General features: G+C 69.1%; 20 protein-coding genes and 1 tRNA gene. 6 read left to right on the top strand and 15 right to left on the bottom strand.

Features of this window, described 5'->3' with window-relative positions:
• Positions 1 to 13: 13 nt before the first annotated feature.
• A tRNA-Arg gene (locus tag RMO12_RS05665) sits at positions 14 to 89 on the bottom strand.
• Positions 90 to 430: 341 nt separating this feature from the next.
• Between RMO12_RS05665 and RMO12_RS05670 the strand changes: the two genes are divergently transcribed.
• The gene (locus RMO12_RS05670) at positions 431 to 1,339 is read left to right on the top strand and encodes a c-type cytochrome (RefSeq protein ID WP_309638543.1); all 909 of its coding nucleotides are present in this window, start codon (positions 431 to 433) and stop codon (positions 1,337 to 1,339) included.
• Between the two features lie 88 nt (positions 1,340 to 1,427).
• Here the strand turns inward: RMO12_RS05670 and RMO12_RS05675 are convergent, their stop codons facing one another.
• From RMO12_RS05675 to RMO12_RS05685, 3 genes are read right to left on the bottom strand one after another with little or no spacing between them, the layout of a single operon-like run.
• Positions 1,428 to 1,964: a DUF2946 family protein gene (locus RMO12_RS05675; protein WP_309624513.1), complete on the bottom strand. Its 537-nt coding sequence runs from the start codon at positions 1,962 to 1,964 to the stop codon at positions 1,428 to 1,430.
• Positions 1,957 to 2,991 (bottom strand): alpha/beta fold hydrolase, encoded by a 1,035-nt coding sequence (locus RMO12_RS05680; protein WP_309638555.1) that lies wholly within the window; start codon positions 2,989 to 2,991, stop codon positions 1,957 to 1,959. The genes RMO12_RS05675 and RMO12_RS05680 overlap by 8 nt, the downstream gene beginning before the upstream one ends.
• Positions 2,992 to 3,008: 17 nt before the next feature.
• Entirely contained in the window at positions 3,009 to 3,449 is a 441-nt protein-coding gene (locus RMO12_RS05685; RefSeq protein ID WP_309624512.1) for a nuclear transport factor 2 family protein, read from the bottom strand.
• Between RMO12_RS05685 and RMO12_RS05690 the strand changes: the two genes are divergently transcribed.
• The 3 genes from RMO12_RS05690 to RMO12_RS05700 all read left to right on the top strand — a co-directional run bounded on the left by RMO12_RS05690 (position 3,439) and on the right by RMO12_RS05700 (position 5,555).
• Entirely contained in the window at positions 3,439 to 4,176 is a 738-nt protein-coding gene (locus RMO12_RS05690) for a sigma-70 family RNA polymerase sigma factor (protein ID WP_309638544.1), read from the top strand. The two genes, RMO12_RS05685 and RMO12_RS05690, sit on opposite strands and share 11 nt — an antisense overlap.
• 12 nt (positions 4,177 to 4,188) lie before the next feature.
• Positions 4,189 to 4,878, top strand: a complete 690-nt coding sequence (locus RMO12_RS05695) for an anti-sigma factor domain-containing protein (RefSeq protein WP_309624510.1) — start codon at positions 4,189 to 4,191, stop codon at positions 4,876 to 4,878.
• A 116-nt stretch (positions 4,879 to 4,994) separates the two neighbouring features.
• Positions 4,995 to 5,555, top strand: coding sequence for a DUF3455 domain-containing protein (locus RMO12_RS05700; protein ID WP_309624509.1), 561 nt, complete (start codon positions 4,995 to 4,997; stop codon positions 5,553 to 5,555).
• Positions 5,556 to 5,644: 89 nt separating this feature from the next.
• Here the strand turns inward: RMO12_RS05700 and waaF are convergent, their stop codons facing one another.
• Genes waaF through RMO12_RS05715 form a run of 3 tightly spaced genes read right to left on the bottom strand, consistent with a single transcriptional unit; the run spans position 5,645 to position 7,819 of the window.
• Positions 5,645 to 6,658, bottom strand: a complete 1,014-nt coding sequence (gene waaF / locus RMO12_RS05705; protein WP_309638545.1) for a lipopolysaccharide heptosyltransferase II — start codon at positions 6,656 to 6,658, stop codon at positions 5,645 to 5,647.
• A gap of 28 nt (positions 6,659 to 6,686) precedes the next feature.
• Complete coding sequence (locus RMO12_RS05710; RefSeq protein ID WP_309624507.1) at positions 6,687 to 6,890, bottom strand: zinc-finger domain-containing protein; 204 nt, start codon at positions 6,888 to 6,890, stop codon at positions 6,687 to 6,689.
• Between the two features lie 5 nt (positions 6,891 to 6,895).
• Positions 6,896 to 7,819 carry a branched-chain amino acid transaminase gene (locus tag RMO12_RS05715; RefSeq protein ID WP_309638546.1) on the bottom strand — a complete coding sequence of 308 codons (924 nt, stop codon included), beginning with the start codon at positions 7,817 to 7,819 and terminating at the stop codon, positions 6,896 to 6,898.
• 214 nt (positions 7,820 to 8,033) lie between these two features.
• Here RMO12_RS05715 and RMO12_RS05720 point away from each other — a divergent pair, with 214 nt between their 5' ends.
• Positions 8,034 to 8,411, top strand: a complete 378-nt coding sequence (locus RMO12_RS05720) for a hypothetical protein (protein ID WP_309638547.1) — start codon at positions 8,034 to 8,036, stop codon at positions 8,409 to 8,411.
• Positions 8,412 to 8,459: 48 nt separating this feature from the next.
• Here RMO12_RS05720 and RMO12_RS05725 read toward each other — a convergent pair whose 3' ends face one another.
• The 8 genes from RMO12_RS05725 to alr form a co-directional block, all read right to left on the bottom strand.
• Entirely contained in the window at positions 8,460 to 8,846 is a 387-nt protein-coding gene (locus RMO12_RS05725) for a hypothetical protein (protein WP_309638548.1), read from the bottom strand.
• A gap of 142 nt (positions 8,847 to 8,988) precedes the next feature.
• The gene (gene radA / locus RMO12_RS05730; RefSeq protein ID WP_309624503.1) at positions 8,989 to 10,353 is read right to left on the bottom strand and encodes a DNA repair protein RadA; all 1,365 of its coding nucleotides are present in this window, start codon (positions 10,351 to 10,353) and stop codon (positions 8,989 to 8,991) included.
• 21 nt (positions 10,354 to 10,374) lie between these two features.
• On the bottom strand, positions 10,375 to 10,791 hold the full coding sequence (gene arfB, locus RMO12_RS05735; protein WP_309638549.1) for an alternative ribosome rescue aminoacyl-tRNA hydrolase ArfB: 417 nt from the start codon (positions 10,789 to 10,791) through the stop codon (positions 10,375 to 10,377).
• Positions 10,788 to 11,303 (bottom strand): hypothetical protein, encoded by a 516-nt coding sequence (locus RMO12_RS05740; RefSeq protein WP_309638550.1) that lies wholly within the window; start codon positions 11,301 to 11,303, stop codon positions 10,788 to 10,790. The genes arfB and RMO12_RS05740 overlap by 4 nt, the downstream gene beginning before the upstream one ends.
• Before the next feature lie 2 nt (positions 11,304 to 11,305).
• Complete coding sequence (locus RMO12_RS05745; protein ID WP_309638551.1) at positions 11,306 to 11,566, bottom strand: GlsB/YeaQ/YmgE family stress response membrane protein; 261 nt, start codon at positions 11,564 to 11,566, stop codon at positions 11,306 to 11,308.
• A 54-nt stretch (positions 11,567 to 11,620) separates the two neighbouring features.
• Positions 11,621 to 11,806, bottom strand: a complete 186-nt coding sequence (locus RMO12_RS05750; RefSeq protein ID WP_309638552.1) for a hypothetical protein — start codon at positions 11,804 to 11,806, stop codon at positions 11,621 to 11,623.
• Between the two features lie 103 nt (positions 11,807 to 11,909).
• Positions 11,910 to 12,086, bottom strand: coding sequence for a hypothetical protein (locus RMO12_RS05755; RefSeq protein ID WP_309626314.1), 177 nt, complete (start codon positions 12,084 to 12,086; stop codon positions 11,910 to 11,912).
• Entirely contained in the window at positions 12,083 to 13,237 is a 1,155-nt protein-coding gene (gene alr, locus RMO12_RS05760) for an alanine racemase (RefSeq protein ID WP_309638553.1), read from the bottom strand. The genes RMO12_RS05755 and alr overlap by 4 nt, the downstream gene beginning before the upstream one ends.
• Positions 13,238 to 13,446: 209 nt before the next feature.
• On the opposite strand from alr, the gene lplT reads away from it, so the two are divergent.
• A partial coding sequence (lplT, locus tag RMO12_RS05765; RefSeq protein WP_309638554.1) for a lysophospholipid transporter LplT occupies positions 13,447 to 14,459 on the top strand: 1,013 nt, incomplete at its 3' end.

Genomic DNA, 14,459 nt, shown 5'->3' on the forward strand with positions numbered 1-14,459 from the left:
TCATTGAATTTGTTGGTGCGCCCGGCTGGGATCGAACCAGCAACCCCTGCCTTCGGAGGGCAGTACTCTATCCATTGAGCTACGGACGCGACGGCGCTGATTGTAGCGAGGCGCCCTGCCGCAACCCGAGGTCGAGTGGGAACGCGGCTTGCTGGATGCACGGCATGGCACACCCCGTTTTTGAGCATCCCGGCCCCGCCCCGAACCCGCCGCATCCCAACGAGCCGAATGCGCCGCCGCATCCACGCGATCCGGTTCCAGACGGTGGCGACAAGCCGGTGGGCGACGGTGACGAAGCGCCGCCCGGCACGCGCTTTCTTCAGGCTCGCTAAACGACCGACGCGCCCAGGGTCGCCGGTATAATCGGCGCCTTTTGCGAGGCGTGCCTGCGCCGTCGCAACCTCCTTTGCAGACGCCCCCCGAGGACCTCATGAGCGACCGAGCGACCACCTCCCACGAGCACGCCGACGACAATTATCACGAGGCCAATCACGAAGGCCCGATCCGCACCGTCAAACAACTGATCATCGCGGTGGTGTTGGCCTTCGCGGTGCCGATCGCGATCATCGTGCTGCTGGTCGTTTACATCGACGCGCAGAACAAGCCTGCGGCCGGCAGCGACCACCTGAGCGCCTCCGCGACGGCGCCGCGCCTGGCGCCGGTCGGCATGGTCGAAGTCAAGGACGCCGCCAATCCCGGCGCTCTCAAGAGTGGCGAGCAGGTCTATGCCGCGCAGTGCGTGGCGTGCCACGCGAGCGGCGTGGCCGGCGCCCCGAAGCTCGGCGATGCGGCGGCCTGGGGGCCGCGCATAAAGCAGGGCTACGAGCTGCTGTTAGCCTCCGCGCTCAAGGGCAAGGGCGTCATGGCCGCGCAGGGCGCTGGCGATTTCGGTGACGTGGAGATCGGCCGCGCGGTGGTCCACATGGCCAACGCGGCCGGCGCCAAGTTCGACGAACCAAAGGCCGTCGCGGCAACGGCGGCGGCTTCGGCACCGCCGACCGAGAGCGCCCCGCCCGCGGCCGATGCGGCGGCCAAAATCGCCGCTGCCAGCCAGGCCGCGGCCACGCCCGTTCCATCGGCGGCGCCAGCGACCCAGGGCGACAGCATTCCGGCGCTCTACACCCAGGCGTGCCAGGTCTGCCATGCCACCGGCGTGGCGGCGGCACCGAAGCTCGGCGACAAGGCGGCGTGGGCAGCGCGCGTGGGCCAGGGCGTCGACAAGCTGACCCAGAGCGCGATCGCCGGCAAGGGCGTGATGCCGCCCCGGGGCGGCGTGGCCACCGCGAGCGATGCCGACATCAAGGCGGTGGTGGCGTACATGGTCAACGCGGTGAAGTAAGTTCGACCCGTCGCCCGCGCGAGACGATCGCGCAACAAAAAAGCCGGCCCGCAGGCCGGCTTTTTTGCGTCTCGATTCGCGCTTCTTATCAGGTCACGCCGCGCTGCGGGCTCAGCTGGTAATGAAAAAGCGCCGGCAAATCGGCGAAGGAAATGTCCTGCGGGCTCCAGAGCCCGGCGGCGACCGCGTCGGCCGCGGCGTCCATGTCGAGCGAGCGCACCAGCCCGAGGCCGGCCGCGGTCTGGAGGAACAAGCGGCCGAGTTCGTCGACCCAGGCGCCCTGCACCGCGCCTGCGTCGGCACCCGTGTGGGCCTGCACCGCGTAGCCGTCGCCCTGGCGCTGCACGCCAAGCACGAGCGGTGCCGCTTCGAGCTCGACATAGACGCGCTGCGGGCCGTTCTGGAAGTACCAGGCGCCGTCGGCCGACGATTCGTAATTGCGGTGAATGAACTCGCGCAGCTTCTCGTGCAGCAGCCGACTGCCCTTGACCTGCGGGAAAGACCCGGCCGCCTGCACACGGTCGTCGCGCATGTACCAGTCGCCGCGTGCGTCCAGGCCGAGCCAGCCGTAGCAGGCGGGCACCTGCGGCCACTTCTTCAGTGCGGCACGAACGATGTCATCCATCGAGACATTGTGTCGCCCGGCCCATCCCTTGCTGCAGCCAGGCCATCACCGCGCACGGCAGCCCGCGCACATCGGCCGGAAAGTCGCCTTGCGCGAAGCCGACGTGCCCGCCGCGCGCCGGTTGCCACAAGGTGACATGCGCGCCGACTTCATGAGCGTGCGGCAGGCAGGCCGCCGGCACGAACGGGTCGTTGCGCGCGTTGAGCACGAGCGCGGGAATGCGGATACGCGCCAGATGCGGCTTGGCCGAACCGCGCGCCCAGTAGTCCTCGGTGTCGCGGTAGCCGTGAAGCGGCGCCGTGAAAACATTGTCGAACTCGTAGAGATCGCGCGCCGCGAGCAAGCGCTCGCGGTCGAACAGGCCGGGGTGCTGGGCCAGCTTGGCGAGCGCCTTGGCACGCATGGTGCGCATGAACATGCGGTTGTAGACGTGTCGGTTGAAGCCCCGCACGATGGCGCGGCCACCGGCGGCCAGGTCGATGGGCGAGGAGATCGCGGCGACTGCGCGGGCCGTGGCCGACGCGCTCTCGCCCGCCTCCTCGGCCCAGCGCAACAGCGCGTTGCCGCCGAGTGAAACGCCGACCGCCGCCAGCGGCGCGCCGCACCCGGCGCGGGCACGCCCCAGGATCCAGCCGATCTCTTCAAAATCACCCGAGTGGTAGGCGCGTGGCCCATGGTTGAGTTCGCCCGAACAGCCGCGAAAGTGCGGCACCGCCATGCGCCAGCCGTTGCCACGCGCCCAGTCGGCAAACGCCACGGCGTAGTGGCTCGCCGACGAGCCTTCGAGGCCGTGAAACAACACGAGCAGCGGCGCCTCGCGACGGCGGTCGGTGTCGTGCAGGAAGTCGACGTCGATGAAGTCGCCATCGGGCGTGGTCCAGCGCTCGCGTCGAAAGCGCGGTGGCGTGCCGTCGAAGCGGCGCGCAAACAGCGCGGGCCAGATGGTCTGCGCGTTGCCGCCCGGCAGCCACCAGGGCACCGGCCAGTCGTCGCCGCACTCGCGCAGCAAAGCGGCGGGCACCGGCATGCCGCTGGGGCCGACTTTCAATGCAAGGTGGACGGCGCTTCGGAGATTTCCTGAAGCTCGCGCGTCGTGCCGGGGCTGGCGTGGTGCAGCACCATGCGCCAGCCCTGCTCGGTGAGCAGATAGACATTGGTGACGATCGCGAACGCCGTCTGCCGCCCTTCGTCGGTTTGAGCCTGCACACGCTCGAGCACGTGATGCACGGCGCTGGCGTGGGTGTGCAGGCGCCGCACCTTGTCGGGGTGTACGTCGATCGCACCGTTGGCGAAGATCGCCTCGAACGAGGCGCGGATCGCGCCGGCTCCCAGCAAGCGCAGGCCGCCGGGGTGAACGCAGGCGATGTCCTCGTCGTCCGACCAGATCGCCATCAGCTTGTCGATGTCGGCCTGTTGCAAGGCCTCGTAAAACTGCGCTTCGGTCGCGTCGGGCGACACCAGTGGCGGCTTGGGTTTGGGCGTCATCGCAGCGGGCCCATGGGCACGGCAAGGAAGGACTCGTGGCAGCGACTGTGCATGGGCGGCATTGTACGAAGCGCCCCTAGAATCCCGCCACATCCCAAACCGCCCCATGGTCACCAACGTCAAGGACTGGTCCGAAAGCAGTCGCGAACTCGCCGCCCTGCTTTCGCGCGTGGCACTCGGTGACCGTGCGGCCTTTGCCGCGCTGTACCGGCATTCGAGCGCGCATCTGCTCGGCGTCGTGCTGCGTATCCAGAAGGACCGGGCCCAGGCCGAGGACGTGCTCCAGGAGGTGTACGTCAATGTCTGGCGCGCGGCGCAGGGTTTTGACGCCTCGCTCAGCCAGCCACTCACCTGGCTCACCAGCATCGCCCGCAACCGGGCCATCGACAGCCTGCGCCGACGTCAGAGCGAGCCGCGAACCGTCAGCACTGCGACGGGAAGCTTCGAAGACGACGATGAACACGACATGCTGCACGATCTTGCTTCTCCCGACGCCGGCCCGCTCGACCTTCTGGGGCAGGCGAGCGACGCGCGCGCGCTGCGTGGCTGCATGACCGCGCTCAGTGGCGAGCAGCAGCAGAGCCTGGCGCTGGCGTTCTACCAGGGGCTCTCGCACGCCGAGATTGCTGAACACCTGCGGCAGCCGCTGGGCACCGTGAAAAGCTGGGTGCGGCGCGCACTGCAGGCGCTCAAGGCTTGCCTCGAGCAGGCCGCGCGCGCCCACTGAGCCGCCAAGATCATGGACTACAGCCGCCCCCTCCTGGCCGACCGACTGGCCGCCGAGTACGTGCTCGGCACCATGCGCGGCGCGGCGCGGCGGCGTTTTACCGCCCTGCTGCCGGCGCATTCGGCGCTGCGCGCCGCGGTGGGCGAGTGGCAGACGCGGCTTCAGCCGCTGGCGGCCGGCGTGGCACCGGTTGCGCCGTCGGACGCGGTGTGGTTGCGCATCGAGCGGCGCCTGTTCTCAGCGACCGGCAGCACGGCGCCCACGCGCTGGTGGCAGCGTCTGGGTTTGTGGCAGGGCGCCACGGGCTTTGCCACCGTCGCCGCAGTCGGCCTGGCGCTGGTGCTGTCGCAGCCGCAACCGGTGGCGCCGCCGATCGTGATCGTGCTGAGTGCCAACCCCGACGCTCGAGGCCTGGAGCCCGCCAGCTTCGTCGCCAGCGTCACGCCGGACGGTCGCGCGCTGGTGCTCAAGCCGCTGAACGCGGCGGCCCCGGTGGGGCGCGCCTACGAGCTGTGGTCGGTGCCGGGCAGCGGCGCACCGCGCTCGCTCGGACTGGTGTCGCACCAGCAGGCGACCACGGTCGTGCGCGCCCGCTTGCTCGAAGGCACGGCCGCGTTCGCCGTCAGCCTGGAGCCGAGCGGCGGCTCGCCCACCGGCGCGCCGACCGGCCCGATCGTTTCGCTCGGCAAGTTGCAGCTCTAGCGCTGCGGCGGCGCGTTCGCGCACCCTTGCGTTGCTCGAGTGCATCCGCAGCACTGCGGCCTTCGTAGTGATGGGCACGAGGCATCGACCTCGCCCACCCTCACGGAGAACCAATCATGCGAATCACCCCGATCAGCGGCGCCGCCGCACTGACCTTGCTGCTGTCCGCCTGCGGCTCGATGATGCCCGCGCCGATGGACAAACCGATGGCCACGGTTGACAACGCCGCCTTGCCCGAGCCAGTGCGCGTGCCGGCCGGCGAGGTACAGAAGATGTGGACCGTCGGCAGCGGCGAGATCACCTACGAATGCCGCGACAAAAAGGACGCCGCCGGCCAATACGAATGGGCGTTCGCCGGCCCCGTGGCCACGCTCAAGGACGCCAGCGGCAAGGCGGTGGGCAAGTACTACGGCCCGCCCACTACCTGGGAAGCGATGGACGGCTCCAAGGTCGGCGGCAAGCAAGTCGCGGTCGCCCCCAACCAGCCCGGATCGATTGCGCTGCAACTGGTCAAGGCCGAGCCGGCCGTCGGCAGCGGCGCGATGCAGGGTGTCACCTACATCCAGCGCTTGAAGACCATGGGCGGCGTGGCGCCCGTGGCGCCGTGCGCAATGGCCAATAAGGGCGAAAAGAAGCAGGTCGCCTACCAGGCCGACTACGTGTTCTACGGGCGTTGAGCGTTTGCTGCAACGCTCGAGCTGCGCCGGGCCGCACCAACAAGGCCGAGCGCCCCCGACCGGGGCTTCACGCACAAGCGTGGGTTGGGTCAGCCCGCGCCTACGGTGCTGCGCAGCGCGTCGTCCAAAGCGTCGGCCACGCGCTCGGGCCGAATTTCGGCCAGGCAGCGGTAGTGCCCGTAGCGGCACTCGCGCGCGAAGCACGGAATGCAGTCCAGGCCGGCCTGCCCTTGGAGCCAGAGCACGCGCGCGGCAGGGCTCAGCGGGGGCGTGTGCCCGGGGCTGGAGGAGCCAAAGACGGCGGCCTGCGGCGTGCCGAACGCCGCGGCCACGTGCATCAGGCCGGAATCGTTGCTGACCACGCCGCGCGCTGCGGCAATGAGCGCCATCGCGGTGTCGAGCGGTGTCTGGCCGGCAAGCACGCGGCAGGCGTCGGGCGCCAGCGCGGCGATTGCTTCACAGATCGGCGCCTCCTTGGCCGAGCCGAGCAGGAGCACGGGCAGCCGCTCGCGCGTCTGCAGATCGCGCGCGAGCGCGGCGAAATGGCCGGGCGGCCAGCGCTTTGCCGGCCCGTAATCGGCGCCGGGTGCAAACACCCAGTACGCGCGGCGCTCCAGCCCCACGGGCGCGAGCGCTGCGGCGATCGTCGCCTCGGGCAGGCCCAGCCGCGGCCGCGCGTCGCTCGCCACGCCGCCGGCCAGCGCGCCGTAGAAGGCGACCATCGGCGGCTTGCCGCTTGGGTTGGCCAGGCGCTCGTTGAGCAGCAACACGCGGCCTTCGCCGCGGTAACCGACGCGCAGCGGTATGCGCGCGAGCCACGGCAGCAGCGCCGACTTCAGCGAATTGGGCAGCACGTAGGCCGCGTCGAAGCGGCCGCGCAGCGAGCGCGCCAGCGCGCGTCGGACGCGCCAGTCGAGCCGGCCATGCGCGAAAGGCAGGCTGATCACCTCGCTCACTTGCGGCATCGCGCGCAGGACCGGCGCGACCCACGGCAGCGCCGCGACGCTGAGGCGCTCGCCACGCGCGGCCAGTGCACGGAGCATCGGCTCTGCCATGACCGCGTCGCCGATCCACTGCGGCGCGATGACCAGCGACGCCGTCATGGCCAGGACGTCGCCGCCTCGGCGCCGCTCAATGGGCGTGCCGCTTCACGCCGCCGCAGAGGCGGTAGACGGTGCCGCAGTACGGACACTTGCCTTCACCGCTTGCCGCCACGTCGATGAACACGCGCGGATGGTTGCTCCACAGCGGCATCTTCGGGTTGGGGCAGAACACGACACCCGGACCTTGCAGATCCTGGGCGCCCACGTCGACGACGGCCGGGGTTTCGTTCATGCGGCTCACACGTGGGTCAGCCATTCGGCGTACTTTGGGTTGCGGCCATTGACGATGTCGAAGAACGCCGACTGGATGCTCTTGGTGATCGGGCCGCGCGAGCCGCTGCCGATCTCGAGACGGTCAAGCTCGCGAATCGGCGTGACCTCGGCCGCGGTGCCGGTGAAGAACGCCTCGTCGGAGATGTAGACCTCGTCGCGCGTGATTCGCTTCTCGACCAGCTTGAGCCCCAAGTCGACGCAGATCGCGAACACGGTGTTGCGGGTGATGCCATTGAGCGCGCCGGCCGAGAGATCGGGCGTGTAGACCACGCCGCCCTTGATGATGAAGAGATTTTCGCCGGCGCCTTCGCTCACGAAGCCCGACGCGTCGAGCAGCAGCGCCTCGTCGTAGCCGTCTTCGGTGGCTTCCATGTTGGCAAGGATGGAGTTGGTGTAGTTGCTCACCGCCTTGGCCTGCGTCATGGTGATGTTGACGTGGTGGCGCGTGTAGCTCGAGGTCTTGACGCGAATGCCACGCTGCAGGCCTTCCTCGCCGAGGTAGGCGCCCCAGGGCCAGGCGGCGACCATCAGGTGAATTCGGTTGCCCTTCGGGCTCACGCCGAGCTTTTCAGAGCCGATCCAGGCGAGCGGGCGCAGGTAGCAGCTTTCAAGCTTGTTTTCGCGCACCACGGTGCGTTGCGCCTCGAGTACCTGTTCGGGCGTGAACGGAATCTTCATGCGCAGGATCTTGGCGCTGTTGAACAAGCGTTCGGTGTGTTCGCGCAACCTGAAAATCGCCGTGCCACCGGCCGTGTTGTAAGCGCGCACTCCCTCGAAGGCACCGCAACCGTAGTGGAGTGTGTGGCTGAGTACGTGGATCCGGGCGTCACGCCACTCGACCAACTCACCGTCCATCCAGATCTTGCCGTCACGGTCCGACATCGACATAGCAGTTCCTAAGGTTTCAGCGCTCGAAGAGCATTGCAAATTCTAAGGTCGCGTGATGGCATCCCCGCGGCGTGCGCCGAACGCACCAACCACCCCCCGACCCAGGGGGTAAGGCCCCTCAGGGGGGGGATTGCCGTGAACGACTGCGCGGAATATTTTCACGTCATGTGGCGCCCAGAGATCCTCGGGCTGCAGCATTACCGACGGGACCACCATGAAACTGACCCTGGAGTCGCTGATTTACGCAGGAGTGCTGGCACTGGGCGCGGCCATCGCGCCGGCGCAAGCTGCCAACCCGTGCTTGGCTGGCGTTGCAGTCACCGACTGCGCCGGTTTCTACGGAGGCAACTTGATCAGCGGCAATGCCGATGACATTCTTTTCGTCAACAACAAAGTTGTTAGGGTTGCCGAAGTGAATGCCGATGATGGTGTCATCCGACAGCGAGGTGGCGAAGTCGATGACGCTGCCCGACAGGCTGTCGATCTTTTCGGACCACAAGCCCACGTCGGTGATGCCGAACTCCGTCGACATGCGCTGGTGCTTGCCGGCCTGGGTCTGGTGGTTTTCATGGCGCGTCGCCGCAAGACCTGAGCGGGCTTTCCGTCACTCGGTGAATCAGGCGCCTTCGGGCGCCTTTTTTCATGTCTCGTCGGCGCGCTCGATGGCCCACGTCGAGACGCGATCGCGCGCGAACGACACGCGCAGCGCCGAGCCGCCGGCATCGCGCCAGCAATAGGCCGAGGAAGGCCGCTCGCTAGCGGCCGCTTCGCCGAGACTGCCGGTGATGCTGACCAGCTCGAGCATCGTCATGCCCCGACGCAACCGCGCATGCAGCATCACGGCGCTCGGTACATGACCGAGCGGCGCGTGCGCGGCCCGGCGCATCACGCGCATGGCGCGCCCGAACTGCAGCAGCAACCAGAACGCAATCGCCGTCAACGCCAGCACAATGCCGCGCCCACCAAAGCCGACCCAGCCGGCGGCAAGCGCCGCTGCCGCGAGCAAGCAGCCGATGCGCGCGTTCATGCGTGCCCTGCCATCGCGCGCCACGCTCGGGCATGGCTGGCCAACGGCGGTGCCAGGGCAACCGTGCGCGGCAGGACGCCTGCGATCACCGCGACAAGCCTGACTGGCTCACGGCTCGGCGAGTGCCCGTCAGCGCCCGCGCTCATGACAGGTTGCGCAGCAGCTCGATGGCCTGCTCGACACGGTCGACCGCATGGATGGTCAGGCCTTCGATCGGCTTCCTGGGCGCATTGGCCTTGGGGACCACGGCGACCGAGAAGCCCAGCTTGGCGGCCTCCTTCAGCCGCTCCTGTCCGCGCGGCGCCGGCCGCACCTCGCCGGCCAGGCCAACCTCGCCGAAGGCGATGAAGCCGCGCGGCAGCGCCCGCCCGCGCAGGCTGCTCTGGATCGCCAGCATGACCGCCAGGTCGGCCGCCGGCTCGCTGATGCGCACGCCGCCCACGGCGTTGACGAACACGTCCTGGTCCATGCAGGCGATGCCGGCGTGGCGGTGCAGCACGGCCAGCAGCATGGCCAGGCGATCACGGTCGAGGCCGACCGACAGACGCCGCGGGCTCGGCCCGCCGCTGTCGACCAGCGCCTGCAGCTCCACCAGCAGCGGGCGCGTGCCTTCGAGCGTGACCATCACGCAGGAGCCGGCGACGGGCTCGCTGTGGGTGGAGAGAAAGATCGCCGACGGATTGCTGACGCCCTTGAGGCCGCGCTCGGTCATCGCGAACACGCCGATTTCGTTGACGGCGCCAAAGCGGTTCTTGATGGCACGCACCAGCCTGAAGCTCGAATGCGTGTCGCCTTCGAAGTACAGCACCGTGTCGACGATGTGCTCGAGGACGCGCGGCCCGGCGATCGCGCCTTCCTTGGTGACGTGGCCGACCAGCACCACCGTCGTGCCGCTCGACTTGGCCGTGCGCGTGAGCTGCGCCGCGCATTCGCGCACCTGCGCCACCGAGCCGGGCGCCGAAGTCAGCTGGTCCGAGTACACCGTCTGGATCGAGTCGATCACGCAAAACCCGGGCTGCTCGGCCTCGATCGCAAGCTGGATTTTCTCGAGCTGGATTTCGGCGAGCACGCGCACCCGCGCGCCCTCCAGGCCAAGGCGGCGCGAGCGCAAGGCGACTTGCGCGCCACTCTCCTCGCCGGTGACGTAGAGCACCGGCATGCGCGCCGAGAGGGCGTCGACCGCCTGCAGCAGCAAGGTCGACTTGCCGATGCCCGGGTCGCCGCCGATCAACACCACCGCGCCCACCACGATGCCGCCGCCGAGCACGCGGTCCAGCTCCTCCAGCCCGGTGGGCGTGCGCGCCACATCGGCCGCGTCGATCTCGGCGAGAGTGGCCACCGCTTGCGCCTTGGTCAGCGACTGGAACCGGTTGCGCGTGGCCGAAGGCGCTTGCGCAACGCTCTCCTCCAAGGTGTTCCAGACGCCGCAAGCAGGGCAGCGGCCCAGCCACTTGGGGCTCGTGCCGCCGCATTCGCGGCAGGTGTAGACGGTCTTTTCCTTGGCCATGGCGAATTGTCGCCGTGCGGCTCAAGCGTCCTTGACCCGTGCGCGGCCGCCCTTGAGCTGACTGCGCAGGCTCTTGCCTTCGAGCCGGCGTTGCTTGGAGCCCCAGGTCGGCTGGGTCGCCACGCGCCGACGCGGCGGCTGCGCAACGCTTTGCACCAGCGCCAGCAGACGCTGCAAGGCGTCCTCGCGGTTCCTCGCCTGGGTGCGCTGCTCCTGCGCCTTGATGACGATCACGCCGGCTTCGGTCAGCCGCTGGTCGCGCAGCGCCAGCAGCCGCGCCTTGTGCGGCTCGGGCAGCGAACAGGTCAGCACGTCAAAGCGCAGGTGGATGGCGCTCGAAACCTTGTTGACGTTCTGCCCGCCGGCGCCCTGGGCGCGCACCGCCGTGAACTCGCTTTCGCGCGCGAGCAGGTCGCGCAGCTGCCGCTCTGCGCTCACGCTGGGGCCGGCGCCACGTATTGCAGCGCAAGCATCGGCACCGGCGGCAACTCGGGCAGCGCCGCGCGCACGTCCTGGCACTGCGCAAGGTGCCGCTCGCACAGCCGCTTGAACATCCAGCCAGAAAGCGCCGCCGAGGCGACCTGCCCTGCAATGGGTGCGAGCTTGGCCGCCTGCTGCGCACCCAGGCGCCAGCCGAGCGTTCGCAGTGCCATCAGCAGCACCGACTGCGTCATGACTCGGCCGATCAGGTAACTGCCCAGCTCGAGGGCCCGATCGTCGACGCGCGTGCGCAGCGCGGGCGGCAACTGCGCGAGTTGCGCGGGCGTAAGGCCGTGCGCGGCGCTAATTTCGTCGATGGTGGCGGCCAGCAAGCGCGTGTTGACCAGCAGGTCGACGCCGACGATCGGCAGCGCCGACACGCCCGCCGCCTTCAGGGCCTGACGCCACACGAGCCGCCGGCAGTGCCGTGCCAGCGCAGCCTTGTCAGGGGAGGCGAGCGGGCCGGTCATCTTCAGCGCGTGGAGGAGCTGTCGCCGCGCAGCTTGCTGTAGCCGAACAGCAGCACGATCGCGCCCACCGTCGAGGCGATCCAGCCGGCCGGCGCGCCCACCGTGTACCAGCCCATCGCCTGACCCACGTAGCCCGCCGCGAACGAACCGGCAATGCCGAGCAGGCAGGTCATGACCCAGCCCATCTTCTGCTCGCCCGGAAGCAATAAGCGCGCTAGCGCGCCGACGATCAGGCCGACGAAGAGGGTGGAAATGATGCCCATGCAATGCTCCTGATGATCGATCAAATACGGTCGGACGATCATAGTCACGCGCCCTCAGCGTGCAATGACCCTGGCCTGCAAATACTGGCGCAACGCCTCGCGGAAAGTCGTCGCACCGGGCGCGCCGCGATGCAGCAGCACACGCCCACCGATCGCCCAGAACGCAGCCGCGAGCACGGCAGCGGCCACGCTCACGGCGAGCACGACGAGGCATCCCTCGTCGCCGGAGAAAACCGCCAAGGTCAAGATTGCCGCGAGCGCCACTGCGATTGCGTCCGACACAACTGCACCAGGCGCGCGCGCACCCGAAGGACGCCGCGTACGAGACCACGAAAGCGATCGCTCAGCGCAGCGGCACCGAGCGCAGGCCTTGCTGAATCAACACCGCACTCGACAGCCACCCGACGGCCCATGTCACCACGAAGATGAGCGTGGACGCGGCGACCATCGGGTGATGCAACTCGCGCTCGGCGATGAACGTTCGCCGTTGCCGCGAGTACTGCGCGAGGCTCCAGTTCATGCGGGCTCGGGCGCAACCGGCACGCGCGCCGCCAGCGCGCACATCAGCTCGTAGCCGACGGTGCCGGCGGCCTGCGCCACCTCGTCGATCGGCAGCAAGCTGTCGTTCGGCCCGCGGCCCCAGAGCGTGACCTCGCTGCCCGGCCCGGCCTGCGGCACCGGGGTCAGGTCCACCGTGATCAGGTCCATCGACACGCGCCCGACCAGCCGCGTGCGCACGCCCTCGACCAGCACCGGCGTGCCGCGCTCGGGCAGGCCGGGTGCGTGGCGTGGGTAGCCATCGGCATAGCCGCACGCCACCACGCCGATGCGCATCGGTGCCGCCGCCGAGTAAGCGCTGCCGTAGCCGACCGTGTCGCCGGGCTCGAGCGTCTGCGTGGCGATGAGCCTGGAGCGCAAGCTCATGGCCGGCCGCAAGTCCCAGTGGCGCGCGTCGTGCTGCGCAAAATCGGGCGACGAGCCGTACAGCATGATGCCGGCGCGCACCCAGTCCGCGCTCACGCCCGCCGCGCTCGCGTGACGCAAGATCGCCGCGCTGTTGGCAAGGCTGCGCTCGCCCGGCAGGTCGTGCGTGGCGGCGGCGAAGCGGCGCAACTGCGCGCCGATGCCGCGCCCGGCTGTGCTCGGGGCGTCGGCGTCCGAGGTATCGGCACCACAGGCATCGGCATCAGAGAAGTGCGTCATCAAAGACACCTCGCCCACCTGCGGCAGCGCGCTCAGCCGCGTCCATGCGGCACGAAAGGCGCTCGGCGTGAAGCCCAGGCGGTTCATGCCGCTGTTCAGCTTGAGGAAGACGCGGTGCGGCGCCTGCGTCTTGTGCGTCGCCAGCCAGTCGACCTGCGCTTCGCAGTGAACGACGTGCCACAGGTTCAGCCGCGAACACAGCTCCAGGTCGCGCGGCTCGAACGCGCCTTCAAGCAGCAGGATCGGGCCGCGCCAGCCGAGGTCGCGCACGGCCTGCGCCTCGGCCAGCTCGAGCAGCGCGAAGCCGTCGGCCGCGCGCAGCCCGGCATACGCGTGCGCGATGCCGTGGCCGTAGGCGTTGGCCTTGATCACGGCCCACACGCGTGCGTCCGGCGCCGCGGTGCGTGCCCGTGCAAGGTTATGCGCCAGCGCTTCGGTATGGATCAGGGCTTGCAGGGGACGGGGCATGGTGGCGGCTCGGCAGACGAGGCATGGCAATTGCCGGAAGTGTGCATGGGCGCCGCAGGGCCTTCGCGGACCGCTGAACCGGGCGCCTTGGTGCCGTCGATCGACCGTCCCGACCCGCGTCGGATGCCCCGGCACCCCATGCTATAACCCGCGCCGCAGGGAGAGAACAGCGGCACGGGTCACACAGCCATGCCCCAGCCGACGAGCCGATGAAAAAAGGTTTCTACACCATCATGTCGGCGCAGTTCTTCAGCTCGCTGGCCGACAACGCTTTGTTCGTCGCTGCGGTGGAGCTGCTGAGGACCTCCGGCCAAGCCGAGTGGCAACGCGCCGCACTGGTGCCGATGTTCGCGCTGTTCTACGTGGTGCTCGCGCCTTTCGTCGGCGCCTTCGCCGACGCCGTGCCCAAGGGCAAGGTGATGTTCGTCTCCAACCTCGTCAAGGTGGTCGGCTGCCTGATGATGCTGTTCGGCACCCACCCGCTGCTGGCCTATGCAATCGTCGGGCTCGGCGCGGCGGCCTACTCGCCGGCCAAGTACGGCATCCTGACCGAGCTGCTGCCGCCGTCGCAGTTGGTCAAGGCCAACGGTTGGATCGAGGGCCTGACGATCGGCTCCATCATCCTGGGCGTCCTGCTCGGCGGTCAACTGGTCGGGCGAACGATCTCGCCAATGCTGTTGTCCATCGACCTGCCGATCATCGACACCGGCATCGACTCAGCGGCCGAAGCGGCGATCGCCTCGTTGATCTGGCTCTACCTGATCGCGGCTCTGTTCAATCTGCGCATTCCGCGCACCGAGGCGCCGCTGCAGCCACTGGCCCACAGCGTGGGCGGCCTGGTGCGCGACTTCTCGAGCTGCAACGCGCGCCTGTGGGCCGACAAGCTCGGCCAGATCTCGCTGGCCACCACCACCTTGTTCTGGGGCGTCTCGGGCAACCTGCGCTACATCGTGCTCGCATGGTCGGCCGCGGCGCTGGGCTACGGCACGACGCAGGCCTCGTCGCTGGTCGGCGTGGTCGCCATCGGCACGGCCGTCGGCGCGGTGCTCGCTTCGCTGCGCATGCGGCTGGACCAGGCCACGAACGTGATCCCGCTGGGCATCGCGATGGGCGTGCTGATGATCGCCATGAACTTCATTTCCAACGTCTGGGTCGTGGCCCCGTTCCTGATCGTGCTCGGCGGGCTCGGCGGCTTCTTGGTGGTGCCGATGAACGCCCTGCT

Source organism: Methylibium sp. (genome assembly GCF_031393925.1).
Taxonomy (GTDB): domain Bacteria; phylum Pseudomonadota; class Gammaproteobacteria; order Burkholderiales; family Burkholderiaceae_C; genus Methylibium.

Excerpts from the sequence above, each read along its gene's own strand:
- alr (WP_309638553.1), bottom strand. The coding sequence starts at position 13,237 with ATGCCCCGTCCCCTGCAAGCCCTGATCCATACCGAAGCGCTGGCGCAT.
- RMO12_RS05755 (WP_309626314.1), bottom strand. The coding sequence starts at position 12,086 with ATGAACTGGAGCCTCGCGCAGTACTCGCGGCAACGGCGAACGTTCATC.
- RMO12_RS05740 (WP_309638550.1), bottom strand. The coding sequence starts at position 11,303 with ATGACCGGCCCGCTCGCCTCCCCTGACAAGGCTGCGCTGGCACGGCAC.
- RMO12_RS05675 (WP_309624513.1), bottom strand. The coding sequence starts at position 1,964 with ATGGATGACATCGTTCGTGCCGCACTGAAGAAGTGGCCGCAGGTGCCC.
- RMO12_RS05710 (WP_309624507.1), bottom strand. The coding sequence starts at position 6,890 with ATGAACGAAACCCCGGCCGTCGTCGACGTGGGCGCCCAGGATCTGCAA.
- RMO12_RS05685 (WP_309624512.1), bottom strand. The coding sequence starts at position 3,449 with ATGACGCCCAAACCCAAGCCGCCACTGGTGTCGCCCGACGCGACCGAA.
- RMO12_RS05715 (WP_309638546.1), bottom strand. The coding sequence starts at position 7,819 with ATGTCGATGTCGGACCGTGACGGCAAGATCTGGATGGACGGTGAGTTG.
- RMO12_RS05680 (WP_309638555.1), bottom strand. The coding sequence starts at position 2,991 with ATGCCGGTGCCCGCCGCTTTGCTGCGCGAGTGCGGCGACGACTGGCCG.
- RMO12_RS05670 (WP_309638543.1), top strand. The coding sequence starts at position 431 with ATGAGCGACCGAGCGACCACCTCCCACGAGCACGCCGACGACAATTAT.
- RMO12_RS05700 (WP_309624509.1), top strand. The coding sequence starts at position 4,995 with ATGCGAATCACCCCGATCAGCGGCGCCGCCGCACTGACCTTGCTGCTG.
- RMO12_RS05695 (WP_309624510.1), top strand. The coding sequence starts at position 4,189 with ATGGACTACAGCCGCCCCCTCCTGGCCGACCGACTGGCCGCCGAGTAC.
- radA (WP_309624503.1), bottom strand. The coding sequence starts at position 10,353 with ATGGCCAAGGAAAAGACCGTCTACACCTGCCGCGAATGCGGCGGCACG.
- RMO12_RS05725 (WP_309638548.1), bottom strand. The coding sequence starts at position 8,846 with ATGAACGCGCGCATCGGCTGCTTGCTCGCGGCAGCGGCGCTTGCCGCC.
- RMO12_RS05745 (WP_309638551.1), bottom strand. The coding sequence starts at position 11,566 with ATGGGCATCATTTCCACCCTCTTCGTCGGCCTGATCGTCGGCGCGCTA.
- RMO12_RS05720 (WP_309638547.1), top strand. The coding sequence starts at position 8,034 with ATGAAACTGACCCTGGAGTCGCTGATTTACGCAGGAGTGCTGGCACTG.
- waaF (WP_309638545.1), bottom strand. The coding sequence starts at position 6,658 with ATGACGGCGTCGCTGGTCATCGCGCCGCAGTGGATCGGCGACGCGGTC.